The sequence below is a fragment of the Dactylosporangium cerinum genome (assembly GCF_042653625.1).
GTDB classification, from domain to species: Bacteria; Actinomycetota; Actinomycetes; order Mycobacteriales; family Micromonosporaceae; genus Dactylosporangium; species Dactylosporangium cerinum.
The window spans coordinates 237,112-260,715 of the sequence record NZ_JBHSIU010000066.1 but is presented as its reverse complement, the minus strand read 5'-3'; the positions used below and the strand labels follow the sequence as shown (position 1 = coordinate 260,715).

14 protein-coding genes are annotated in these 23,604 nt (G+C 69.9%); 3 read left to right on the top strand and 11 right to left on the bottom strand.

What is annotated here, in order from left to right:
* Nucleotides 1–31: 31 nt before the first annotated feature.
* Together ACFPIJ_RS43510 and ACFPIJ_RS43505 are read right to left on the bottom strand one after the other, a co-directional pair.
* Nucleotides 32–616, bottom strand: coding sequence for an NIPSNAP family protein (locus tag ACFPIJ_RS43510; RefSeq protein ID WP_380124803.1), 585 nt, complete (start codon nt 614–616; stop codon nt 32–34).
* Entirely contained in the window at nt 613–1,020 is a 408-nt protein-coding gene (locus ACFPIJ_RS43505) for an Rrf2 family transcriptional regulator (RefSeq protein ID WP_380124801.1), read from the bottom strand. Before ACFPIJ_RS43505 ends, ACFPIJ_RS43510 begins: the two co-directional genes overlap by 4 nt.
* Nucleotides 1,021–1,199: 179 nt before the next feature.
* On the opposite strand from ACFPIJ_RS43505, the gene ACFPIJ_RS43500 reads away from it, so the two are divergent.
* Nucleotides 1,200–6,059, top strand: a complete 4,860-nt coding sequence (locus ACFPIJ_RS43500; protein WP_380124799.1) for an NAD-glutamate dehydrogenase — start codon at nt 1,200–1,202, stop codon at nt 6,057–6,059.
* 14 nt (nt 6,060–6,073) lie between these two features.
* Here the strand turns inward: ACFPIJ_RS43500 and ACFPIJ_RS43495 are convergent, their stop codons facing one another.
* From ACFPIJ_RS43495 to ACFPIJ_RS43470, 6 genes are all read right to left on the bottom strand, one after another.
* Nucleotides 6,074–7,417: an ABC transporter substrate-binding protein gene (locus ACFPIJ_RS43495; RefSeq protein WP_380124797.1), complete on the bottom strand. Its 1,344-nt coding sequence runs from the start codon at nt 7,415–7,417 to the stop codon at nt 6,074–6,076.
* A gap of 259 nt (nt 7,418–7,676) precedes the next feature.
* Nucleotides 7,677–10,952: a S8 family peptidase gene (locus tag ACFPIJ_RS43490; protein WP_380124795.1), complete on the bottom strand. Its 3,276-nt coding sequence runs from the start codon at nt 10,950–10,952 to the stop codon at nt 7,677–7,679.
* A 2-nt stretch (nt 10,953–10,954) separates the two neighbouring features.
* The gene (locus ACFPIJ_RS43485; RefSeq protein ID WP_380124793.1) at nt 10,955–12,214 is read right to left on the bottom strand and encodes a CU044_5270 family protein; all 1,260 of its coding nucleotides are present in this window, start codon (nt 12,212–12,214) and stop codon (nt 10,955–10,957) included.
* Between the two features lie 8 nt (nt 12,215–12,222).
* The gene (locus ACFPIJ_RS43480) at nt 12,223–12,798 is read right to left on the bottom strand and encodes an RNA polymerase sigma factor (protein ID WP_380124791.1); all 576 of its coding nucleotides are present in this window, start codon (nt 12,796–12,798) and stop codon (nt 12,223–12,225) included.
* 215 nt (nt 12,799–13,013) lie between these two features.
* On the bottom strand, nt 13,014–14,705 hold the full coding sequence (locus ACFPIJ_RS43475; protein WP_380124790.1) for an MFS transporter: 1,692 nt from the start codon (nt 14,703–14,705) through the stop codon (nt 13,014–13,016).
* A gap of 724 nt (nt 14,706–15,429) precedes the next feature.
* Nucleotides 15,430–17,460 carry an autotransporter outer membrane beta-barrel domain-containing protein gene (locus ACFPIJ_RS43470; protein ID WP_380124788.1) on the bottom strand — a complete coding sequence of 677 codons (2,031 nt, stop codon included), beginning with the start codon at nt 17,458–17,460 and terminating at the stop codon, nt 15,430–15,432.
* 83 nt (nt 17,461–17,543) lie between these two features.
* Here ACFPIJ_RS43470 and ACFPIJ_RS43465 point away from each other — a divergent pair, with 83 nt between their 5' ends.
* Nucleotides 17,544–18,371, top strand: coding sequence for an MFS transporter (locus ACFPIJ_RS43465; RefSeq protein WP_380124786.1), 828 nt, complete (start codon nt 17,544–17,546; stop codon nt 18,369–18,371).
* Nucleotides 18,372–18,438: 67 nt separating this feature from the next.
* Here ACFPIJ_RS43465 and ACFPIJ_RS43460 read toward each other — a convergent pair whose 3' ends face one another.
* The 3 genes from ACFPIJ_RS43460 to ACFPIJ_RS43450 all read right to left on the bottom strand — a co-directional run bounded on the left by ACFPIJ_RS43460 (nt 18,439) and on the right by ACFPIJ_RS43450 (nt 22,580).
* Nucleotides 18,439–19,980 (bottom strand): FG-GAP repeat domain-containing protein, encoded by a 1,542-nt coding sequence (locus ACFPIJ_RS43460; RefSeq protein ID WP_380124784.1) that lies wholly within the window; start codon nt 19,978–19,980, stop codon nt 18,439–18,441.
* 538 nt (nt 19,981–20,518) lie between these two features.
* Nucleotides 20,519–21,682: a hypothetical protein gene (locus tag ACFPIJ_RS43455; protein ID WP_380124782.1), complete on the bottom strand. Its 1,164-nt coding sequence runs from the start codon at nt 21,680–21,682 to the stop codon at nt 20,519–20,521.
* Nucleotides 21,683–21,845: 163 nt separating this feature from the next.
* Nucleotides 21,846–22,580 carry a CDP-alcohol phosphatidyltransferase family protein gene (locus ACFPIJ_RS43450; RefSeq protein WP_380124780.1) on the bottom strand — a complete coding sequence of 245 codons (735 nt, stop codon included), beginning with the start codon at nt 22,578–22,580 and terminating at the stop codon, nt 21,846–21,848.
* Nucleotides 22,581–22,661: 81 nt separating this feature from the next.
* Here ACFPIJ_RS43450 and ACFPIJ_RS43445 point away from each other — a divergent pair, with 81 nt between their 5' ends.
* Complete coding sequence (locus tag ACFPIJ_RS43445) at nt 22,662–23,603, top strand: zinc-dependent alcohol dehydrogenase (protein ID WP_380124778.1); 942 nt, start codon at nt 22,662–22,664, stop codon at nt 23,601–23,603.
* Nucleotide 23,604: the final 1 nt, after the last annotated feature.

The following is a 23,604-nucleotide window of genomic DNA, read 5'->3' as shown; positions in this document are numbered from 1 at the left end:
CGGCGGCAGGCGCACCCAGCATGTTCGCCGCTCAGTGCAGGGTGGAGCGGTGGGTGGGGCTGAGGCGGAAGTGCTCGGTCTTCACCACCTGCTCGGGAGCTTCCGTCTGCAGGGGTGACCGGGTGAGCCAGACGAGCGCGTGCTCTCCCTCGCGGATCGGCAGCCGGGGGAAGTCGTTCCCGGCGTACTCGGTTCGCAGCACGGCCAGGGTGTCCTGCGCGCGTTCGGTGGGATCGGGGAACGGGCCGGCCCAATACCAGATTGTCGCGTGCAGAACCGTTTCGGGGTCGGCGGTGCCGCGGTCGAACACCGGGACCGCGACGATGTCGCGGAGCAGCAGGACATCGTCCGAGTCGAGCATCGTCGCGTTCGCCGCCGGGCCGTGCTGCGCCCACACCGGGCCGGAGTAGAAGGCGGTCAGGCCGGCGCGCCGCGACGGCATGTCGGTGAATCCGCGCAGCCACACGAACTGGTCGGGCCGGTCGAGATCGCGGAACTGGCCCAGCACCGCCATCCCCAGTTCCTCCTGGGTCTCGACGAACTCACGGTCGAACAGGTCGATCAACTCGTCGCGGCGTCCCTTGCGCAAGGTGTACCGGCGCAGTTCGACGATCATGTCAGGATCCTTTCCAGAACGTCGTTGACGGTCCAGCGCGCCAGTGTCGCCCGGAACGCGTCGGTCGCCTCGTCGTACACATCGGTCAGCACCGGACGGATGCCGCGCCCGACCGGGCATTCCAGGTTCGGCTCGGAGTGATGCAGGGCGAGCAGCGGCTCGGGCGAGACGGCGAGCCACACGTCCAGCAGCGTGATCGTCGTCGCCGGCCGCCTGAGGGAGAAACCGGCGCCGTTGCCGCGGCGCGCCGTCACCAGGCCGGCCCGCTGCAGGTCACCGAGGCTGCGCCGGATGATGACCGCGTTCGTGTTGACGCTGGCTGCCACCTCCTCCGAGGTGAGCACCGCTCGTCCGCGCCGCCTGGCCAGTTCCAGCCATGCCAAGGCATGGGCAGCGATCGTCACCCTGCTATTGGCCGTCACCGTGACAGTCTCACCGACACCCCAGCCAGAAGCAACCATTGCTGTTACATTCGGCCGGCCCGTGCGGACACATCCTGGCTGGGCCGACCAGGCTGAGAGACACTACAAGAAACAGCCACCTTGTCCTCTTTCCAGCAGATTTGGGGAGGAGAGAACAACTGATGAACCGGCCGACGGCCACCCGTGCGAGCGCTGGCATTGCCGAGCCTGCGGTCGAGGACGACGAGGCAGCGCAGTACGTGCCCGATGCGGAGCACCTGGTCGCGGAGGCCGTCGTGCTGGCGGCGGCCCAGGACGCCGATCCCGAGCTGGTCGCACACTACTGGCGCCTCGTGCCCGACGAGGAGCTTGCCGGTTGCCAGGTGGCCTGGATGGTCGAGGCCACGCGGTCGCACCTGGAGCTGGCCCGGCAGCGGGTGCCGGGCGAGTTGCGGCTGCGTCTGGGCACGAGTGTCGTCGGCGGCACGGCGCTGGAGATCGTCACCGACGACATGCCGTTTCTCGTCGACTCGGTCACCAGTGCGCTGTCGTCCCGCGACATCGACGTCAACATGCTGGTGCACCCGCTCGTCGTCGTGCGGCGGGCGCCGCTGGGTGCGCTGGAGCGGGTCCGGGCCGGCCTCGAGCCCGAGGACGCCGCGCCCGGTGACATCGTGGAGAGCTGGATCCGCATCGAGGTCGACCGGATCCGGGCCGAGGACGATCTCGAGGAGCTGCGAAACGACCTGACCGGGGTGCTCAGTGACGTGCGTGAGGCGGTCGAGGACTGGCCCAGGATACGCATGCAGGCGCTCACGCTGGCCGACGAGCTCGGTGGCGCGCAGCTGCCGGTGCCGGACAAGGACGTCACCGACTCCGTCGAGCTGCTGCGCTGGCTGGTGGACGACCACTTCACGTTCCTCGGCTACCGCGAATACCGGCTGGTCAAGAGCGACGACGGTGCGGAGCTGATCCAGGCGGTGCTCGGCTCGGGCCTGGGCATCCTGCGGGCCGACCAGACCAGTCCGCGGGTGCTGAGCTCGATGACCGCCGAGGCCTACGCCAAGGCGCTGGAGAAGCGGCTGCTCATCGTCACCAAGGCCAACTCGCGGGCCACCGTGCACCGGTCGGCCTACCTGGACTACATCGGGTTCAAGGTGTTCGACGCCGACGGCGAGGTGGTCGGGGAACGGCGGTTCCTCGGGCTGTTCTCGTCGGCCGCCTACCGGACCAGTGTCCGTGACCTGCCGGTCGTCAAGCGCAAGGTCGCCGAGGTGATGGAGCGCTCGGGGCTGTCGCCGCGCAGCCACTCCGGCAAGGAACTCCTGGAGACCCTCGAAACCTATCCGCGCGACGAGCTGTTCCAGATCACCACCGACGAGCTCTTCCAGGCCGTCATGGGCGTGCTGCGCCTGGCCGGCCGCCGGCAGCTGCGGCTGTTCCTGCGCCGCGACGCCTACGGCCGCTTCATCTCCTGCCTCGTCTACCTGCCCCGGGACCGGTTCACCACCGCCAACCGGCTGCGCATCCAGCAGATCCTGCTCGCCGAGCTCAACGGCATCGGCGTCGACTACACCACCCGGGTCGGCGAGTGGAAGTTCGCCCGGGTGCATTTCATCGTGCGCACCGAGCCCGGCAATCCGCCCGGCGACATCAACGTCCACCGTCTCACCGAGCGGCTCTCCGAAGCCACCCGGCTGTGGGACGACGACTTCCGCCTCGTCCTGGAGCGCAAGTGCGGGGAGGAGCACCAGGCCAAGGCGCTCTACCAGCGGTACGGCGGCGCGCTGTCGGACACGTACAAGAACGACCACACGCCGAATGAGGCGGTGCAGGACGTCGCCAAGCTGGAGCTGCTCGACGTGCCGGGCCAGCTCGTGATCCACGTCTACCGGCGCCGCCGCGCCGAAAGCGACATCAGGTTCAAGGTGTTCCGCTACGGCACGCCGATGACCCTCTCCGCCGTGCTGCCGGTGCTGCACTCGTTCGGTGTGCGGGTCACCGACGAGCGGCCCTATGAGATCGTGCGCTCCGACGGCACCATCTTCCTCTACGACTTCGGGCTGCAGCTACCGCCCGACGCGCGGGCGATCACCGAGGTACGCACCCACCTGGAGAACGCGTTCTCCACCACCTGGCACGGTGAGGCCGAGGTCGACGGGTTCAACGCCCTGGCGCTGAAGGCCGGCCTCACCTGGCGCGAGGTTGTCGTCCTGCGGGCCTACGCGAAGTACCTGCGTCAGGCCGGCACGGTGTTCTCGCAGGACTACATGGAGACCACGCTCCTGCAGTACCCGGCGATCGCCTCGAAGCTCGTGGACCTGTTCACGGCGCGTTTCGACGTGCGGCTGCGGTTGTCCGAGACGGCGCGGTCGGAGTGGTCGAAGGAGATGGCCGCGGCGATCAACGAGGACCTCGACACGGTGACCAGCCTCGACCAGGACCATATCCTGCGCTCCTTCCTGCACGTCATCCAGGCCACCCTGCGCACCTCGTTCTTCCAGCGCGGCGAGCAGGGGCGCCCCAAGTCGTACACGGCCTTCAAGCTCGACCCGCAGTCGATCCCCGATCTGCCGGCGCCGCGGCCGAAGTTCGAGATCTTCGTCTACTCGCCGCGGTTCGAGGGTGTGCACCTGCGCTTCGGCACGGTGGCGCGGGGTGGGCTGCGCTGGTCCGACCGGCGTGAGGACTTCCGGACCGAGGTCCTCGGTCTGGTCAAGGCGCAGGTGGTCAAGAACGCGGTCATCGTGCCGTCCGGCGCCAAGGGCGGATTTGTCCTCAAGGACAAGCCGGGCGACCGGAACGAGGCTTCCGAGTGCTACCAGCTGTTCATCTCGGCCCTGCTCGACGTGACCGACAACCTCGACGGCGGCAAGGTGGTCGCGCCGCCCGACGTGGTGCGTCACGACCCGGAAGACCCGTACCTGGTGGTCGCCGCGGACAAGGGCACCGCCACGTTCTCCGACATCGCCAACGAGATCTCGCTGCGATACGGGTTCTGGCTCGGTGACGCGTTCGCGTCCGGCGGCTCGGCGGGCTATGACCACAAGAAGATGGGCATCACCGCGAAGGGCGCCTGGGAGTCGGTCAAGCGGCACTTCCGCGAGCTCGGCGTCGACACCCAGACGACCGAGTTCACGGTGGTCGGGGTCGGTGACATGTCCGGAGACGTGTTCGGCAACGGGATGCTGCTCTCCCGGCACATCCGGCTCGTGGCCGGGTTCGACCACCGGCACATCTTCGTCGACCCGGAACCCGACGCCGCGACGTCGTTCGAGGAGCGGGCCCGGCTCTTCGCGCTGCCCCGGTCCTCGTGGGACGACTACGACAGGTCGATCATCTCCGCCGGCGGCGGCGTCTACCCGCGGACGGCGAAGTCGATCCCGATCTCCCCGGAGGCGAGGAACGCGCTCGGCCTCCCCGCGGCGGTCACCGCACTGACGCCCAACGAGCTGATGCACGCGATCCTCGCCGCCCCCGTCGACCTGTTCTGGAACGGCGGCATCGGCACCTACGTCAAGGCCACCGGCGAGTCGCACACCGACGTCGGCGACAAGGCCAACGACCACATCCGGGTCAACGGCCGGGAGCTGCGCGCCAAGGTCGTCGGCGAGGGCGGCAACCTCGGCCTGACCCAGCGCGGCCGGATCGAGTTCGCGCTCGGCGGCGGCCGCATCGCCACCGACTTCATCGACAACTCCGCCGGTGTCGACTGCTCCGACCACGAGGTCAACATCAAGATCCTGCTCGACCGCGCGGTCATCGACGGCGCGCTCGACCCGAAGGACCGCAACGCGCTGCTCGCCGAGATGACCGACGAGGTCGGCGAGCTGGTCCTGAAGGACAACTACGACCAGGCCACCGCGCTCGGCCACGCCCGCGCGCAGTCCCGCCCGCTGCTGCCGGTCCACAAGCGGCTCATCGCCGACCTGGTGCGCCGTGGCCAGCTCGACCGCGCCCTGGAAGGGCTGCCGACCGATGAGGAGCTCGACGCGCGGGCCGCGGCCGGCTTCGGGCTGACCTCGCCGGAGTTCGCCGTCCTGCTGTCCTACGTGAAGATCGTCCTCGAGCACGAGATCCTCGACTCCCACCTCCCCGACGAGGACTGGACCACCGAGGTGCTTGTCGACTACTTCCCGACCCCGCTGCGGGAGCGTTTCGTTGCGGCGATGGCCGAGCACCCGCTGCGCCGCGAGATCGTCACCACGCAGGTGGTCAATGAGGCCGTCAACCGCAGCGACCCGACGTTCTTCCACCGCGCCGCCGAGGAGACCGGGGCCGGCGCCGCCGACATCCTCCGGGCATCGGTGGTGACCCGGGACGTGTACGGGCTGGGCGAGCTCCGCCGCGCCGTCGAGTCCCTCGACAATCAGGTCCCGACGGAGGCGCAGACGGCTGTCAGCCTGGAGACCCGCCGGCTCCTCGACCGGGCGGTCCGCTGGCTGGTCTCCAACCGGCGCCTGCCGATCGACGTCCCCGGCGAGATCGCCCGCCTGCGCCCCGGCGTCTCGCGCCTGCTGCCACAGCTGGAGACGCTGTTCCGCGGCCGGGAGCGCGAGGCGCTGCACACCCACGCGGCCACGCTGCGCGGGCTGGGCCTGCCGGCAGAGATCGCCGACACGACCACCCGGATCATGTACGGCTTCGGTCTCCTCGACATCGTCGAGGTCGCCTCGCAGACCGGCCGGGACGTCAACGAGGTCGCCACGGTCTACTACGTGCTGTCGGAGCGGTTCCGGGTCGACGACCTGCTGTCGAAGATCTCCAACCTGCCGCGCGAGGACCGCTGGCAGACGCTCGCCCGCACGGCGCTGCGCTACGACCTGTACGCCGCGCTGGCCGCCCTGACGGCGGAGGTCCTCAACGCGACGGCCCCCGACGACGCCGAGGCCCGCGTCCGCGAATGGGAGCAGAGCAACGCCGCATTGATCGCCCGCACCCGCAACGCCATCGGCGAGTTCGCCGAGTCCTCGGGCGACCTGGCCGTCATCTCGGTGCTGCTCCGCCAGATCAGAACGCTGGTCCGCACCTCAGCCGCCTGACCCTCACGCCGAGGTCATATGTTGAGGGCGGCCGCCGTGCCGATCTTCTGGACGAACAGCGCCTTCACGATGAGGGCGGTCTCGTCGTACCCCAGGATCAGCACCGCCTCGGGGGCGTTGGTCCGCACGCGGGCGGCGATGGCGGTGAAGTCGACCATCGTGGTCGCGTAGGACACCAGGTCGATCGCGGTGTCGGGCATGCCGGCCGCGACCAGGTTGGCCTTCACGTTCGTCTGCAGGCCGAGACCGTAGGCGTCCTCGCGGGCCAGGATGGTCACGCTGTGCGGGCCGTGGCGCATGATCACGTCGGCGAGGGCACGGGCCTGCAGCGTGTCGGCGGGTGCGGTGCGGAAGAACAGCCCGTTGTCGGCGACGGTGGTCAGCTCGTCCGATGTGGACGACGGGGAGATGAGAATCCGGCCGGCGGCGACGACCTTCGGGATGACCGCCTTCGTCACGCTCGACGACGACGCACCAATGATGACCTGCACGCCCAGGCCGACAAACCGGTCCACCGTGGCGGCGGCGACCGTCGCGTCGGTGCCGTCGTCGCCGTCGACCCACTCGACCGGCTGCTCCAGCACGCCACCGGCGGCGTTGACATCTGCGACGGCGAGCCTGGCCGCAGCGAAGCGGGGCGGGCTGCGATAGGCGAGCCGTCCGGTGTGCGGCATGAGGCCGCCGATCTTGAGCGGCGCGGGCTTCTTCCTGCCGCTGCCGGAGGTGGGGTACGAGGAGAACGGCGGGCCGGCCGCGGTCGAGGCGAGCGACTCGTCGCCGGCGCCGATGTACTCCGTCAGGTTGTCGTTGATCGTGTTGTCCCGGCCGAAGTGCAGCGCCCCGTACGAGGCGGACGACGGCTCGCCGGTGTCGTTGAATCCGCTGCGGCGCATCGAGACGCCACGGTACGCGAAGTCCTTACCCGCCTTGGCCAGCGCCACACAGGCCGCGGCAGTGTCGCAGATCGTGCCGGACGTCGACACGCCCACGATGTGCTTCGCGACCTGCGCCGGCTCGGTGGTGCGCGCCGACTCGGCCGCGAGTGCCGCCAGCATGACCGCGTCGTACGCTTCGGCAGCGTACCCATAGTCCACGAGCGCCGGATTGATCCCCCGCAGCCGCGCCTTGAACGACTCCGGCAACGCAAGCAGCGGCGCGGTCCCCGTCATCCCGTTCAACACCCCGGGCGCGTCGGCGAGCTTGTCCCTGAGCGAGTTCGTCATGTTCGCGTCGGACCCGTACAACCGCACCACGAGCGGCTTGCCCGAATCCGCGCCGTCACCCGGATGCGTGCCGCAGCCGGTGACGAGGGCCACCACCCCGATCAGTGCCACGACCATCGAGGTCCTGCGTCCCACGACACCTGCCCTTCCCCCCCCGCGAACCAGCCTCGCCAGAGGCTAGGCACCCCCGCCCCACCCGACCAGCAACCACAAGGAACCTTGAGGAAAACTTGCTGAGATCCTCTGCCGAGGACTGGACCGTCGAGGTGCTCGTCGACGACTTCCCGACCCCGCTGACGCAGGAGCACGCTCCCGGTGCTCTGGCGCTGCAAGTAGCCGGGATACGGAGCGGGGTGGGCACGACCTGCGTACCCACCCCGCTCCGGTTCGGTCGTCAGCGCAGCCCGTAGGCCCGGATGAAGGTCTGCGTCACGGCGGTCCCCCGATCGTCGGCTGCGGTCGCCCGCAGCGACACGAACCGCGTGCCGGCAGGATGGTGCACGGTGACCGTCCTGTTGAGGCCTGTTCCTTGGACCTTCGCCGGCCGCCACGTCCTGCCGTCGTCGTAGGAAACCTCGACCGTCAGCGTGGTCAGGTTCCCGTACGTGGCTCCGGCCTGCTGCTGCACGGTGACCGGATACTTCGCCGTGCCGGCGCGGGCCAGGTTGTGATCGTCGAGCGCGGGCGCGAATCGCACGGCCAGCGCGGGCAGCGCCGTGGCGTCCACTCTGGACGATACGAACGTCCACACCGCCGACAGCTGGGTCGAGTACGCGGCGTTGGTCCGGGTCACCTGCGCCTCGAGCCGATAGGTCCCGGGCTCGTCCGGCACCTGGAAGGCGTCGGAGTCGTAGGTGGACTCACCGATCCGCTGCCCGTCCTTCGACAGGACGAGCCGCGCCGTGTCCGGACGGCTGTAGCCGATGCGGTCGGCACCCGACTGGTCGCCGAACAACGGCACCCCGAAGCCGATATAGGCACCGTCCCGGACGAGGTACGGCGAAAACCATGGATGCGGCGCCAGCCCCGGCCCGAAAACCCCGCAGTTCCAGTGCTTCACCACGACCTGCCCGCGCCGGTACGTCGCGTCGAGCGGGTAGTAGACGGTCTGCAGGTTGGCGTCGTCGGGACCTCCGCCCGCGCGGAACAGGGCCACCGCCGACTGCCACGGCAGCTCCGGTGTGCGCAGCTCGGTGATGCTCGCCGGTGTCGTGAGCGGACCGACCGCGCCGAGCCAGGCCTCCTGGTCCGGCCCGCTGTTGGCGATCCGGTGCTCGACCCGCGCGAACTCGCTGTCCCGCAGGCGCGGGGTCAGGTCGTCCGGCACGTTCCGGTCGTGCTTCCATTCGATCGCGTACGCGTACGGCGAACCGCTGAACGCACCCTTGCCGGCCCTGCCCGCCATCGCGGCGACCCGGTACGTGAACTGCCCGGCCGGAGCCGAGGTCTGCGACGGGACGACCGTGTACCGCTCCGGCGGCCCGATGGTTTCGTCGCTCCACACCTGCCCCGCAACGGTGCGGAAGTAGCCGATGTTCGCGCTCCCGGCGAGCGCGGCACCCGGCCGGTCGAGCTTGAACCCGATCGGCTTTGCCTTGCGGGCGTCGAACACGAACGTCTTCGAACCGTCCACTGTGTACGAAGGTTCGGCGCCGCTGACGTACCGCCACTCGACGTCGTCCGTCCCGATCGCCACGGCCAGGTTGGACGTGACGAAGTACGTGCCCTTCGGCAGCCGTACCGTCGACCCTGCCGTTCCCGCGCTGAAGCCGGTGCGCACGTCGGCGAAGCTGACCCCGAAGAGGTCGTGGTCGGTGACGGGCACACCGTCGGGCCCGATCACCGCTACGTGCACGTCGTAGCTCTCCACCTCGCGGTTGAGTGCAACGGGCGTGTGCACCACCGTGTCGCCGCCGGTCGCCACGACATACCCCTGGTACTGCCCGTCGGGCCCGCTCACCCGCGGGTCGGCGACGAGATGCGCGACAGCCGTGCCGTGCGCCGGCACCGCAACGTCGGCCGTGGGCAGCGTGAACATACCCGCCGGGGCAGCGTGCCCGGCCGGGTCCTGCACCTGGGCTTCGAGGTGCAGCGTCACCGCCGTGTCCCCGTCGTTGTGATACGTGAGCGCCGTGTCGATCGGCTGATCGTCGGCGTGCGGCCAGGCGACGGTCCTGCCGTCCACGGAGGACGGCGTGACGTACACCGGGCGCTTCGTGGCCGCGGCGACGTCGATCCGGCCCGCGCCCTGTGCGTAGACGCTCGCCTCGTGGTTCGCAGCGGCCGTGCCCATCAGGGACGCCTTCATCTCGACCGCCTGCCAGCCCGGGTGCTCCCCGGCCAGGATCGCCGCCGCACCCGCCACGTGCGGCGTCGCCATCGAGGTGCCCGACAGGGACACGTAGTGACCGTCCACGGCTGCGTACCACTGGGCGAACCGTGAACCCTCGGCCAGCGCCGACACGATGTCCACGCCCGGCGCGGTGACGTCCGGCTTGAGCGCGCCGCCCGGGTTCGTGGGGCCGCGGCTGGAGAAGTCGGCCATCGCGTCGCCCCCGTCCACCGCGCCGACGGTGAGCGCCCGTTCTGCCGTGCCGGGGCTGCCGACGGTGCCGGCGTTCGGACCGGCGTTGCCCGCGGCGACCACGAACAGGGTGCCGGACTGCTCGGTCAGCCGGTCGACGGTCTCGCTCATCAGGTCCTCGGCACCTGGCCCGACGGAGCCGCTGAGGCTCATGTTCACGACCCGGGCGCCCTGCTGGACCGCCCACTCCATCCCGGCGATGGCCCACGACTCCAGGCCGAGGCCGTTGTCGTTGAGGACCTTGCCGTTCAGCAGTGTCGCGTCCGGCGCCACCCCGACGTACCTGCCGCTGGAGGCGGCACCGTCGCCGGTGATGATGCCCGCGACGTGCGTGCCGTGCCCGAACCCGTCGGCGGTGCCCGAAGCGCTGCCGGTGAAGTCCTGCGCCCCGACGACGGCGCCGGCGAGGTCCGGGTGGCCGGTGTCGATCCCGCTGTCCAGCACCGCCACCGTGATGCCCTTGCCCGTGTGGCCGGCCTGCCACGCCGCCGGGGCGCCGATCCGCGGCACACTCCTGTCCAGCGTCGCCTTCACCTGGCCGTCCAGCCAGATCCTGGTCGCGCCGGCCGTCAGCGTCTTCGCCCGCGGGTCGGCGACGGTCCTCCAGAAGCCGGTCGCGTCGGCCTTGCTCAGCGTGCTCGCGCTCCCTCCCACACTGGACAGTGCCCGCACCGTCCGCAGCCCCGGTGCGGACGCCCGCCCACCGAGAATCAGCGGCAGGGTCGTCCGGCTGCGGTCGTCGTATCCGGACCGCACCAGCAGTGACACGTCGAACAGCCGGCGGTCGACCCGCTTCGCGTTCACCAGCGCCACGGCGTCGTCGGGGATCACGTACTCGTTGCCGTGCTCGGTCCGGTGCCGGAACGACACGCTCGCGCGTCCCTTGCCCGGCACCACGTTGCGCACCGTGACGTGTTCGCGGTTCCCGCTGACGAGCACCCGGTCACCGGTGACCAGCGTGACCGCGAACCCGTTCGGATCCGTACTGGTCGGCGTCGCGCCCGCCGGGCCCGTTGCCGGAGTCACGACAGTCGCCGCCGCGGCGAGGATCAGACCCGCCGCGGCGAGCCAGCTGAGACGCCGCATCGTCAGCAGGCCCCGGCGCTGCGCATGACCACCGACGGCGTGTTCGTGGCCGGCGGCTCGTCGTTCGTCCAGCGCATCTCGGTCACCGCCCGGTAGCTGAACAGCGCGCCCTTCGGCACCCACGACAGGTAGTCGGCCGGCTTGAGCACCCGGGTCTCGAACGAGAGCGTGTCGCCGGTGTCGGGGCTGAACACGATGCTCACCGCGTAGGGCCCGCCCGAGTCGGCGCGCTGCTCCTCGACCGTGTCGTTGCTGGTGATGGAGACGGCGACGCCGTTGCGCCCCGCGCCGTCCTTCACCGCGCCGAGCGACGTCACGCCGGGCATCCCGGCGAGCACCTGGTACGCGGCGGCGCGGACCGGCGGCGTGATGGGGTTGAAGAACAGCAGGTTCTGCACGCCGTTGAAGAGCGCCTCGCCGAGCTCCACGTCGGTCTTGTGCGGCAGGTTCTGCTTCTTGATGACACCGATCAGCCACTGCTTCAACGCGGCCGGGTCGGACGGCAGCGCGCGGATCTGGTCCGCCGTCAGGTATTCGCCGAGGACCCGGAACTGGGTCGGTTCCTTGGTGGGCGTGAGCTTGCCGTTGCCGGTCTTCCCGGCACCGTCGTCGGACCTGGAGACCCAGCTGCTCGTTGCGGCGTCGGCGGTGTAGCTCCGGGTCGGGTCCGTCGGGCACCCCGGACCCTGATCGATCGGCCAGCTGCTCGGCGACCCGGCCCGTTTCCAGGCCGCCTTGTCCGCCTCGGAGGCGGGCTCCGCACCGTCCCAGCGGGTCTCGAACACGCTGAAGCTGTCCTTGGTCGAGTACCACTGGCTGTTGGAGTAGCGGCCCATGATGGCGTATTCGGCGCCCTTCCGGCCGACCTGGAGGAGCTGGCCCTCCTCCCAGGTGGACAGCCAGTACTTGCCCGAGCCGGGGTCGGTCTGGTGCAGCGATTGCTCGGCCGCGGTGAGCAGCAGCTCCTGCGCCGAGCGGTTGTCCGGCTTCAGCGGTCCGGTGTCCGGCGTGCGGGTCGGTCCGGGGCGGCCGGTGGCGCCGGGCGGAGCGGGAGGGTCCGGGCTCAGGACGTGCGTGCCGACCACGATCCCGGTCGAGACGGCGAGCACCCCGGCCGCGACGGGCAGCAGGAGCCGCACCCGCCAGCGCGACGCGGGCCTGGCGTAGATCTCGCGTCCCAGCCGGCGCCGCGCCTCGTTCACCGTCTCCACCGACGGCGGGCTCACCGGCCTCGCATCGGCGAGCAGTTCAAGTTCGTCCATGTCGGCCGTCACCTTTCGATCGGGTTGATGTTGTCCAGGGCGACCCGAAGCCGCTTCCGGGCGCGATGCAGCCGGGATCCGACCGTGCCCACCGGAATGCCGAGCGCCGAGGCGACCTCGTCGTGCGACAGCTCGCCCCAGACGACGAGCAGCACCACGTCGCGGTCGCCGGGCTGCAGATCCGCCAGCGCCGCGACGAGCCCGTCCCGGGCCGCCGCCGCCGACACCCGGGAGTCGGCCCGGTCCACGTCACCTTCGTACGCGGGCTGCGCCGCCACCCGCGCGTGGGCCCGGTAGCCGCGCTCCTCGATCCGCCGATGCTCGCGGATGAGGTTCGTCGCGATCCCGTACAGCCAGGCGCGAACGGTCCCGCGTCCCGGGTCGAACCGGTCCCGCTGCCGGAACGCGACGAGGAACGTCTCGGCCGCCACGTCGTCGCCACCCGTGCCGCCGAGCCGTCGCGACGCGTACCCGTGCAGTGCCGTGAAGTACCGGTCGAACAGCGTCGAGAAGCTCTCCGGATCGGAGCGTGACCGCGCCAGCAACTCGGCGTCGTCCCCCTCCACCGCCACCTTCGAACCCATCCGGCTCCCTTCTTCGGTCATACCCTTCATGTCCTGATTGACGGCGCAGAACATGATCTTCACGGGTACGGCCGAAAAGTTCGATCCCGCCGAACGCGGCCATGCCGATAGAGGCCCTGGCGAGAACGCCAGGGCCTCTGCGAGGTAGGTATCAGACCGGTTATGTGCTCCGTGAGCAGGCGGAGGACCCGCAGCGGTCGCGCTGCCGCTGCAGGTCAGCCGGTGGCGCTGACCAGGTCGAGTGCGCGCACGCCGTCCGCCGGCTCGGCGGTGCCCGACCCGTCGCGGTCCACCTGGGCGCTTGGGGCGCCTGGGGCGACGAACCGCTCGACGCGGGGCGGCCCGGCCGCGAGGGACGCCGCACGGTCCTGCAGCGACTTCTCCCAGGTGGTGTTGCGGTCGTGGATGTGGCGTTGGTGCTCGTCCCAGGACAGCAGCGCGTAGGTCTCGACGAACTCCCCCGCCGTGCCCAGTGGACGCGACAGGCGCCAGTCGTTCGCTCCGGTACGTTGCCGGGAGCGTCCCACGTCGTGCATCGCGGCGACGAACGCGTCCTCGTCCGCCTTCGCCACCTGGTACTTGCAGACCACGAGGACCGGACCGGCGTCCGGGTGGGGCTCGACCTCCACCGCGGGGTGCTCCGGCCACATCGCCGCCGGGTGGTGGCTCATCCGGGTCGTGTCGTGCAGCGGCCGGTGCCACGCTGCCCAGACCCCGGCCGCGAGGCAGCCGGCCGCCGCCGCGAACGTCCACCGGGTGCCGATCTGGCTGCTGCAGAAGCCCCAGGCGAGAGCGCCGACGCCCTGGCCACCGAAGATGACGACCTGGTACACGGCGAGTCCGCGGGCCCGCACCCAGGCCGGCAGCACGTTCTGGACCTCGGCGTTGACGTGGGCGAGCGCGACCACCCACGCGATGCCGGCCGGGACCAGCGCGGCCGCGACCACGATCGGCTGCTGCACGCACGCGAGCACGAGGATCACGCACACGTACGTGGCGCCGGCCGCCAGAGCGATGCGCCGGCCGCACAGCGCGGCACGCAGCCGCGGCTGGACCAGCGCGCCGAGGACGGCCCCGATGCCCAGTGCGGCGAGCAGGATGCCGTACCCGGACACGCTCAGATGCAGGTGCCGGCTCGCGAACATCGGCAGCAGCGCCCACAGGGCCGACGCCGGCAGCAGGAAGAGCAGCGCATGCAGCATGATCCGCTGCACGACCGGCGCGTGCCGCACGTATCGGGCACCGGCGCGCAGACCAGCGGCGAACCGCTCAGGGCGGCGCGTGGCGGGCCGGTGGGTGGGGCGGAGCCGGAGCATGACCGCGATGAACATCGCGACGGCCAGGCCGTCGGCCGCGAAGACCGAGGCCGGTCCCAGCCGCGGGATGAGCAGCCCGGCAATGGCGGGGCCGATCGCTCGTGACACGTTCATGCTGATGGAACCGAGCGCCGACGCCTGCGTCAGCTGCGAGCCCGGGACCAGGTCCGGGGTGAGCGCGCCGAGTGCAGGCACGCTCAACGCCACGCTGACGCCCAGGGCGAACTGCATCGCCAGCAGCACCCCTGGATGCACGGCGCCGTCGAGGGTCACCATCGTGAGCCCCGCGCAGATCGCCATCGTGCACAGGTGCACACCGATGATCAGCCGCCGGCGGTCGAGGATGTCCGCCATGACGCCGGCCGGCACGGCCACCAGCAGCATCGGCAGCATTCCGGCGGCCTGCTGCAGGGCGATCAGCACATCGGCCTGCGGTGCGCCGACAACGAGCCATTGCGCCCCGACCGTCTGCATCCAGTTGCCGATGTTGACGGCAAGGGTCATCAGCCACACCGCGCGAAACGCACCAGAACGCAACGGCGCCCAGGCGGACGACGCCGAGCCCGATGCTTTCGATGCCGCGGTCTGCACACCCACGATGAAAGGCCTCCACAACACGCCGGGATCAGGACAACGGGCTCAAGTGTTCGGATCCGGGCGGCCCTGATCATCGGCGCTACCGTCCGTCATCCGGGCCCGCCAGCCGGGCGTCGCACTACCAGCCAGCGGGTAGTCGCCCGTCACCCTCAGGCGGGCCGCATCGGCTGAGCCGGCACTTCGTCGTGATCTCGGCGCCGCTGTGCATCAGGTCGAGTCGCCCCCTGCGGATCAGGCAGTGGGCACCCGGGCTGAGAACTGGACTCACTGTCAACCTCCCGGCGGGCTTCAAGAACACTCCCGTCTTCCGGCTGGGCAGCTGAAAGCACTTGAGGTATCCGGGGCGTCAGAGGGGTCAGCCACCATGAAGACCGACCTCTGGCGGCGGTGCGCTGCACGGCATCTGGTGCCACAGCTGCCCGGCTCATGGGGTGCTGCCGGCGCGGAAGCACCTGCACCTGCCCCACCCGAGCTGAGCGGCCGAGTCAGCCGGCCGGGACCGGCGCGGCGGCCAGCGTGGCGGTCACCGCGTCCGCAACCTCGACATGGCGTCCGGCGCGTCCCTCGCCCTGCCCCTGATCAACGGGGCACTCGCCATCGCCACGTCGACGCCGTCCGCCCGCTCGGCCGGCCTCGTGACGCACGCGTGACCGTCCCGATCGCCAACCGAGCGACATGGCGCTGGGCCGCCCGGTTGGCGTCCGGGCGGCCCCAGGGATTACACGACGACGACGCAGGCGCTGATCTCCGACGTCGAGGCGTAGGTGGCCGCGGCCGGCATCTCGGTCGCGGTGGCCATGACCACGGTGCCGGCCGGGGTGGCGACGGGCGGCACGGTCGCCGCGACGACGTTGCCGTTGGCGTTGGTGACGACCGTGACGGCGCCGAGGAAGGTCTCCGCCGGGCTCACGCCGCCGACACCGCAGGCCGCGGCGGCGAAGAACTCGACCCGGAACATGGTCACCGGGGTGCTGTTCAGGCGCCAGTTGATGGTGGTGGTGCCGGCCGCGGTGTAGGTGGCGGCCGTGATGATCGGGTGGTTCTGCAGGTTGTTGGCACCGGCGTCCGGGTCCTGGAAGTCGTTGGGCACGACCGCGGGCGGCGCCAGCGCCAGGTCGAGGTTGATGCCGAGGCCGGCGTTGCCGTAGTCGAGGTTACCGAGGATGTCGTTGTCGACCGCGCCGGCGCTCAGCGCGATCCCGGCGAGGCCGTTGAAGGCGATCCGGTTCGGCGGGACGAGCGGGTCGACCGAGCCGATGTGGTTGGTGTCGGCGTCCGTGATCAGGATGCCGTTGAGGGTGTTGGACAGGGTGATCGCGCCGGTGGGGTCGGTGCCGATCGCGTTGGCCCGGATCACGGTCTCGTCGGTGGCCGCGTCGAGCTCGATGCCGTTGGCGCCGTTGGTGCCGATCACGTTCGCTGATTCCTTGTTGTCACCGCCGATGATCGTCCGGTCGGCGCTGACCGTGATGCCGTTGCCGGTGTTGGGCAGCGGCACGAGCGTTCCGGCGGCACCGACCGCCGTGCCGATGCGGTTGCCTTTGATGTCCTGGTCGTTGCCGTCGACCCGGACGCCGTCGCCGTCGTTGCCAGAGATGGTGTTGCCGCCGCCCTCGTCGTCGGTGCCCAGGGAGTTGACGGTGCTGCTGCGCAGCCAGACGCCGTCGCCGCCGTTGCCGATGTCCACCGGGCCCATCGGTCCGGGCGCGACGCCGATGAGGTTGCCGACGATCTGGTTGGACCCGGCGATCCCGTCCACCTCGAGGCCCACACCGGTGTTGCCGGACACGACGTTGGCGGTGCCGGTGAGGAAGCCGCCGATCTCGTTGGAGTTGCTGCTCACCTCGATGCCGCTGTCGTTGGCGAGGGCCGCGGTGGCGGCCGCGTTGACGCCGATCAGGTTGCCGTGGAGGATCGTGAAGTCGGCGCCGTTGTCGATGTCGACGCCGATGCCGGGGTTGCCGGAGATGACGTTGCCGCCGCCGGCCTGGTCGCTGCCGATCTGGTTGCCGGCACCGTTGACCAGGATGCCGCCGCTGCCGTTGCCGAGCGCGTTCGCGCCGGTCGCGTCGCTGCCGATGCGGTTGCCGAGCACCTTGGTGCCGGTGCCCTGCAGTTCGACGCCGTACAGCCGGTTGCCGGAGATGAGGTTGCGGTCGGCCGGGTGCTCGCCGCCGACCTGGTTGTCGGCGCCGAGGACGATCACGCCGGAGTCGTTGTTCTGCAGGGCGACCGCGCCGGCGTTGCCCGTGCCGATGTAGTTGCCGCGGATGAGGTTGTGATCGCCGCGCACGCAGATGCCGGCGCCGCCGCAGTCGCCGCCGGCCCCGGCGACGCTGTTGATGACGATCCCGGACACGGCGCTGTCGTCGGCGTCGATGGTCAGGCCGGTGGTCATGAACGTTCCGTTGATGACCACGGTGAGCGTGGCCGGGGTGGTCGCGGTCGCCGGGGACGCGCCCGGTTCGGTGTAGCCGGCGATGATCAGCGGATCGGTGATCGTCGGCAGGTCGCTCTGCGGGACGATCACCCGCGGCCCGGCGCCGGGCAGGGCGAACATGATCGAGTCGAGCCCGGGGCTGCCGTTGGCCATGTCGATGGCGTCCCGCAGCGACCCGGCTCCGGTGTCGTTGACGTTCGTGACGACATAGATCGCGAAGGCGCTCGCCGGAGGCGCGGGCATCCCAAGGCCGGCGCAGGTGAGGACCAGGGCGGTGATCGCCGCCCGGCGGATGGTTGATCGGTTCAAGGCCGTTTCCTTTCGCCACGCCGGCCGAACGGTTCGGCCGGTCGAGTCGTGGCTCAGGGTGTCGGCCGGGCCTGCCGTACACCTTGCAGAAACCTTCGCCGCGCAGGCCGGCGCCGCTTCGGCGGGGCTCTCGCCACGGCGCGGCGGCATGGGTCCCGTCCGGCTGCACGACCGGCACGAGCTCGCCGACGCCCAGCCGGCACCGGTCGAAGGACCTTCGTCCCCAGATTGACATCCATCGTTTCGTCGCTACCATCGAAACACATGTTGCGATAGCCTGCCGACAGACCCCGGCGCTGCGCCGCATCGTCCTCGCCGCCGCCACGGCCGTGTTCGGGCTCGGGCTGCTCGAACCCACCGAGTTCGCCCTCAACAGCGACGGCCTGCAGCGGCCGCCCGCATTCGTGGGCGTGCTGTTCACGTTGCAGGGCGCCGGCGCGGTGATCGGCGGGCTGTTCGCCGGCCGCGCGGTGCGCGCCTTCGGCGAGACCCGCACCGCCGGCACCGGTTTGACCGCGGCGGCCGTCGGCACCGCACTGATAGCGGTTCCCCTGCTACCCGTGGTGCTGGCCGGGTTCGCGCTCTACGGCGCCGCGCTGCCGTGGTTCGTGGTGGCGCAGCAGACCAAGCTCCAACGCACGACCCCGGCAGCACCTGCAGGGCCGCGCCGCCGGCGCCATGGGCATGCTGACCAGAACCCCGCAGGTGACAGGCATCGCGATCGGCTCGGCGGTGGTCGGCGCCACCGGCTATCTCCCGCTGCTGATCTGTATCGCGCTGTTGTCCGGCTCCGCCGGCGCGTGGCTGTTCGTCTTCGTCCGCCGCGCTGGCCGGTGACCCGGCTATCTCGCGAACCGGGGCACCGGACCTGGTCGTGGGCGTCGGGGGTCTGGCACAGCAGAACAACGTAAAGAAATATTGCCGCTGGGGGCGACAATATTTCTTCACGTTGTTGGATGAGCGTGGTGTGGCGGTGGGTCAGCCGATGTTCGCCGCCTGCCCGAAGAAGTTCACGTTCGACCATTTGGCCGACGAGTTGAAGGCGCTCGCCGTCGAAGTGCGAACCCAGACGTCGGTCTCGTTCTGCGCGACCAGGTCCGCCTTGCCGTCGCCGGTGATGTCACCGATGTGGTTGGCGACAGTGCCGTAGAACGCGCCGGTCGCCCACTGTGCCGGCGCGCCGAACGCGGTGCCGCTCGAAAGCATCACCCAGACACTGCTGTCGTTCTGCGCGACCAGGTCCGCCTTGCCGTCGCCGTTGATGTCCTCGATGTGGTTGGCGATCCCGCCCTGGAAGGCCGGCGCCGAGAACTGGGTGGGTGCGCCGAACGACGCTCCGCCGGACAGCATCACCCAGGCACCGGCGGCGTTCTGCGCGACCAGGTCCGCCTTGCCGTCGCCGTTGACGTCCCCGATGTGGTTCGCCACACTGCCGACGAACGCGACGTTCGAGAACTGCACCGGCGCGCTGAACGAACTGCCGGTCGACAGCATCACCCAGGTGTCCGTCTCGTTCTGCCCGACCAGGTCGGCCTTGCCGTCGCCGTTCACGTCGCCGACATGGTTCGCCACGCCGCCGAAGAACGCCACGTTCGAGAACCGCACCGGCGCGCTGAACGAACTGCCAGTGGACAGCATCACCCAGGTGTCCGTCTGGTTCTGGGCGATCAGGTCCGCCTTGCCGTCGCCGTTCACGTCGCCGGCGTGGTTGGCGACCTCGCCGAAGAACGCCACGCTGGACCACTGCACCGGGGCGTTGAACGAGGTGCCGTTGGACAGCATCACCCAGGTGCTCGTGTCGTTCTGGGCAACCAGGTCGGACTTCCCGTCGCCGTTGACGTCGGCCTCGCCGGGCGACTGGTCGTAGACCACCGGCGGCGGCGCGACCACGTCGTCCTTGATGTGCACGTAGCGGCGCGCCTCATACGCCGAGTTCGGGTGCCCGTCCCAAGTGCCGGACGAGATCGAGGCGTTGCGGATGAGCTTCACCGGCGTCGAGCCGAACGAGTAGTAGTCGAAGTTCGTGTGCGCGCTGTTGCTCCACTGCTTGAACAGGATGACGTGGTGCTGCGCGTCGTTGAGGGCGTCGCCCGGCTTGAGGTCGGCGCGGCTGATCGCCGTGGTGATCGAGCTCAGGTTGTACGTCGTGTAGTCGCCGGCCGCATGCCAGGACATGTCGACGTAGCCGGAGCAGTCCCGGCGGTAGTTCCGCGACCCGATCGGGTCCGGCGAGAACGAACTCTGCGAGTACGAGCCGGGCTGGTGGTCAAGCCAGTACTGCGCCCGCTGCATCACCTCCGACCGCGTGATGTCCCCGCCGATGGTGGAGGTGAACGCGGCGTGCGCCGGGGCGGAGATCAGGCTGAGCCCGGTGAACGCAATGGCGCTGGTGAGCAGACCGGCGAAACCGCGGCGAATGACCTTGTGCATGGCTGTACACCTTTCGATAAAATTGCAATGAGGGTTTTCTGCAACGTGGACCACACTGCGAAGAATGCGAAGAGAATTGCTCCGGGACATCGATCAATGATCCGAAATTGACATGGCTCCGCCCTTTCCAGAAAGTGATTTATGTGCTTCCCGTTTCATTTTCTCGGGCGTTTTCGCTGCCGCTGAGGAATACTTTCCTGGATCGCTCGGCAACCCGGAAGGCCTCTGGCCTGGCCCCTTCCGGCCCGGCCGGAACCGTCCTCGCCGCGGCTCAGCCGTATGCGCCGCGACGCACCCGCGCCTCAACAGTCCACAGTGGACCGGAGTGCTTCGGTCGAGCGTCGGACACATTGTTGTGCGACTTGGGGTGGCTTCTCCCGCACCCGGCTTGCACGCGCCGAGGGTCCGGCCGGTTTGGGCTCGACCCGGTCACCCGCACGGAGCTGTTGCGGGACCTGGCCTGACCGCGCCCAGCACGTGACCGGTCCGCCGACGCATCCCCGCGCCGGCGGACCGGTGGTTCACGTGACGATCTCGGTGCTGACGCCGAGATCCAGCGACCTGCTGGCGGAGCGGCTCGGCGCCGGCCGGGTGATGCCGCCGCCCCGCACAGCCGTCCACCCCGACGTCATGGGACGTAGTGCATCGTCTCCACCAGGTTGGAGGTCGCCTGAATGCCGGACGGCGGGAACGCCGTGCTGAAGCTGGAGACGAACGCGACCAGGTGGGTGCGCACGTTCGGCACCGGTGGGGTGTAGCCGGTCAGCGAGCAGACCGACCCGTTGCCGCAGAACGCGATCCGGGTGCCGGTGTCGGCGTCGAAGATCTCGATGTACCACGGGGTCGGTGTCACGCTCGACGACGCCGTCGCGGTGACCGTCTCGGTCGTCTCGGTGTACACCGGCGCCGTCAGGCTGATCCGGAACCCGCTGTTGGACCAGGTGACCCAGTTGACCAGGCTGCTGCTCTGCGGGCCGGACAGCGGGAGCGTGGCGCTGTTGTACCCGACGAACGCCTGGTACCGGTGCGTCGTGGCGCTCGCCTGCGTGATGTTCACCGGACAGCTCTCGCCGCTGCCGCAGATCGCCACCCGGGTACCGGTGGTCAGGTCGAAGATCTGCGTCCAGAACGGCGACGGGCCGACGTCGAAGAACGTCCGCGCGGTCAGCGTCGCCGCGCTGCCGACGTTGACCGTCGTCTGGGCGACGTTCAGGCTGACGGTCGTGAAGTGCCAGTCGACCAGCACGAACGGCGGGTTCGACGCGACGATCCGGCTGCCGGCGGCGGTGCTGATGTCCGCGCTGATCCAGGACGAGGCGATCACCGAACTGCCCACGTCGACCGAGCAGGTGGTGCCGGTGCCGCAGATCGCGATCTGCACGTCGTCGCGGTAGATCCGGATGTAGTACGGCGTCGGGCCGACGTCCTGGTTCGCCGTCGCGGTGATGTGGAAGCTCTGCGTGATCCACAGCCAGGAGACCTGTGCGCCCTCGCCGTTGTCGTGCGCGCCGGGCACGTTGAGGGTCAGCTGCCAGGCGGCCAGCGCGGACCGCTGCTTGGGCACGCCCACCTTCGGCGCGGCGGGTTTCGGCGACACGGTGGGCTTCGGCGGTGCGACGGTCTTCGGCGCCACCCCGGCGCCGGGCTGTGCGCGCTTTGCGTCCTGCTTCGTCGTGGTGGCTGTCGAGCTACCCGTGCCCTCGTCGGCGGCCGCGGGCGCGGCGGGCAGCGCGACGACCAACCCGAGGACGGCAGCGAAAACGGCGGTTCGCAACCTGAATTGGGAATTCATATCAGCAATTGTTCATGATCAATTCCCCAAATGGAACCGTCAATTTGATTTGCCTAAACCACGCTCATTGTATTGCCTGAACCAATCCCAATGTTCTGCCTGAACTATTCCTATTTCGATGATCCGGCCGCCGTCCGCCACTTCATGGATGCCGTCTCCGTCGTCAGGCAACGTCCACAGCGGACCGCCGGGTCGCGGGTGAAACCTTGGGGACGCGGCGCGCCCACATCCACAGCACGTCGCGGCCGAACGACTCCACCAGCAGCGCCAACGCGATCATCAACGCGGCCACCATCAGCGGCAACGCAATGACGCCGGCACTCGCGGACACGAGCACAACGCCCTGGGTCGCGGCAACGACCTTTCGCCAGTACCGCGGCGGGAGCGTCGCCTGCATCCACGGCAGCAACCACGTCGCGACGACGAAAACGTAGCGCATCAGCCCGATCACGAGCACCCACGCGCCAACCTGGTGCGCGGCGTAGAGGCTCAGCACGAGCAGCAGCGAAGCGTCGACCTCCATGTCGAAGCGCGCGCCCAGCGCCGACACGGTGCCGGTCCGCCGTGCGACCTGACCGTCCACGCCGTCCAGCACAAGAGCAACAATCGTCAAGCTGACCAGCAGCCGTGCCGGAACCGGCTGGTCGAACGAGTCCGCGGTCAGCGCGGCCACGCCGCCGATGAGCACCGCCCGGGCGAGCGTCACCCAGTCGGCCGGACCGAGGTGGAGGACACCCGAGCGGTGCATGCCCCAGGTGAGCAGGCCGCACAGCGCAGCACCGTAGGTCAGCCCGACCAGCCAGCCGGCACCGCCGAGGCCGGCCGTCTCGCCGAGGCCGGCCAGCAGGACAAACTGGGCGATAAACCCGATTGCCGGACCGGTTTGAACCTTTTGCACCGTGCCTCCGTACCATGGTGTGCGACCTTGATCGTGGATACGTCAACGGCAACGATTTGGTTCAAGGGTTGGTGGGAGTAGATGCCGACAGCGCGTGCCTTCTGGGTCCGCGAGCCGGGCGCGGGTGAGATCCGGCCCGTGCCGTTGCCCACACCCGGCCCGGACGAGGTGCTGGTGCGCACACGGTTCTCCGGCGTCAGCCGGGGCACCGAAACGCTCGTGTTCCAGGGACGCGTGCCAGCGAACCAGTACGCCGTGATGCGCGCGCCGTTCCAGGAAGGTGATTTTCCCGGGCCGGTGAAGTACGGCTACCTCAACGTCGGTCAGCTCGACGACGGTCGGCTGGTGTTCTGCCTGTACCCACATCAGACCGCCTACGTGGTGCCGGCCAGCGCCGTCCACGTGCTACCCGACGGCGTGCCGCCCACACGTGCCGTCCTGGCCGGAACCGTTGAGACGGCAGTGAACGCCTTGTGGGATGCCACTCCTCGGATCGGTGACCGGGTGACCGTCGTGGGTGCCGGCATGGTCGGCTGCTGCGTCGCAAGGCTGGTCGCCGGGCTTCCCGGTGTGCACGTGCAGCTCGTCGACGTGGATATGGAACGCGAAACCGTGGCCGGCGCGCTGGGCGTCGAGTTCGCCACGCCGGACACCGCCGACCGGCGCCGGGATCTCGTGATCCACGCCAGTGCGACGTCCGAGGGGCTCCAGTGTGCGCTGGACCTCCTCGCGCCCGAGGGCACGGTGGTCGAGCTGAGCTGGTACGGTGACCGGCCGGTCAGCGTGGGGCTCGGCGGCGCGTTCCACTCCGGCCGGTTGACGATCCGCAGCAGCCAGGTCGGCACCGTTGCCCACCCGCGCCGTACGTTCGCGCAGCGAATGGCGCTTGCCCTGGAGCTGTTGCGCGACCCCGCGTTCGACGCGCTGATCGCCGGCGAGTCGCGCTTCGATGACCTACCTGACGTGTTCGCCGCGGGCAACCTTCCCGCGTTGTGCCATCTCATCACCTACAGCGGAGAATGAC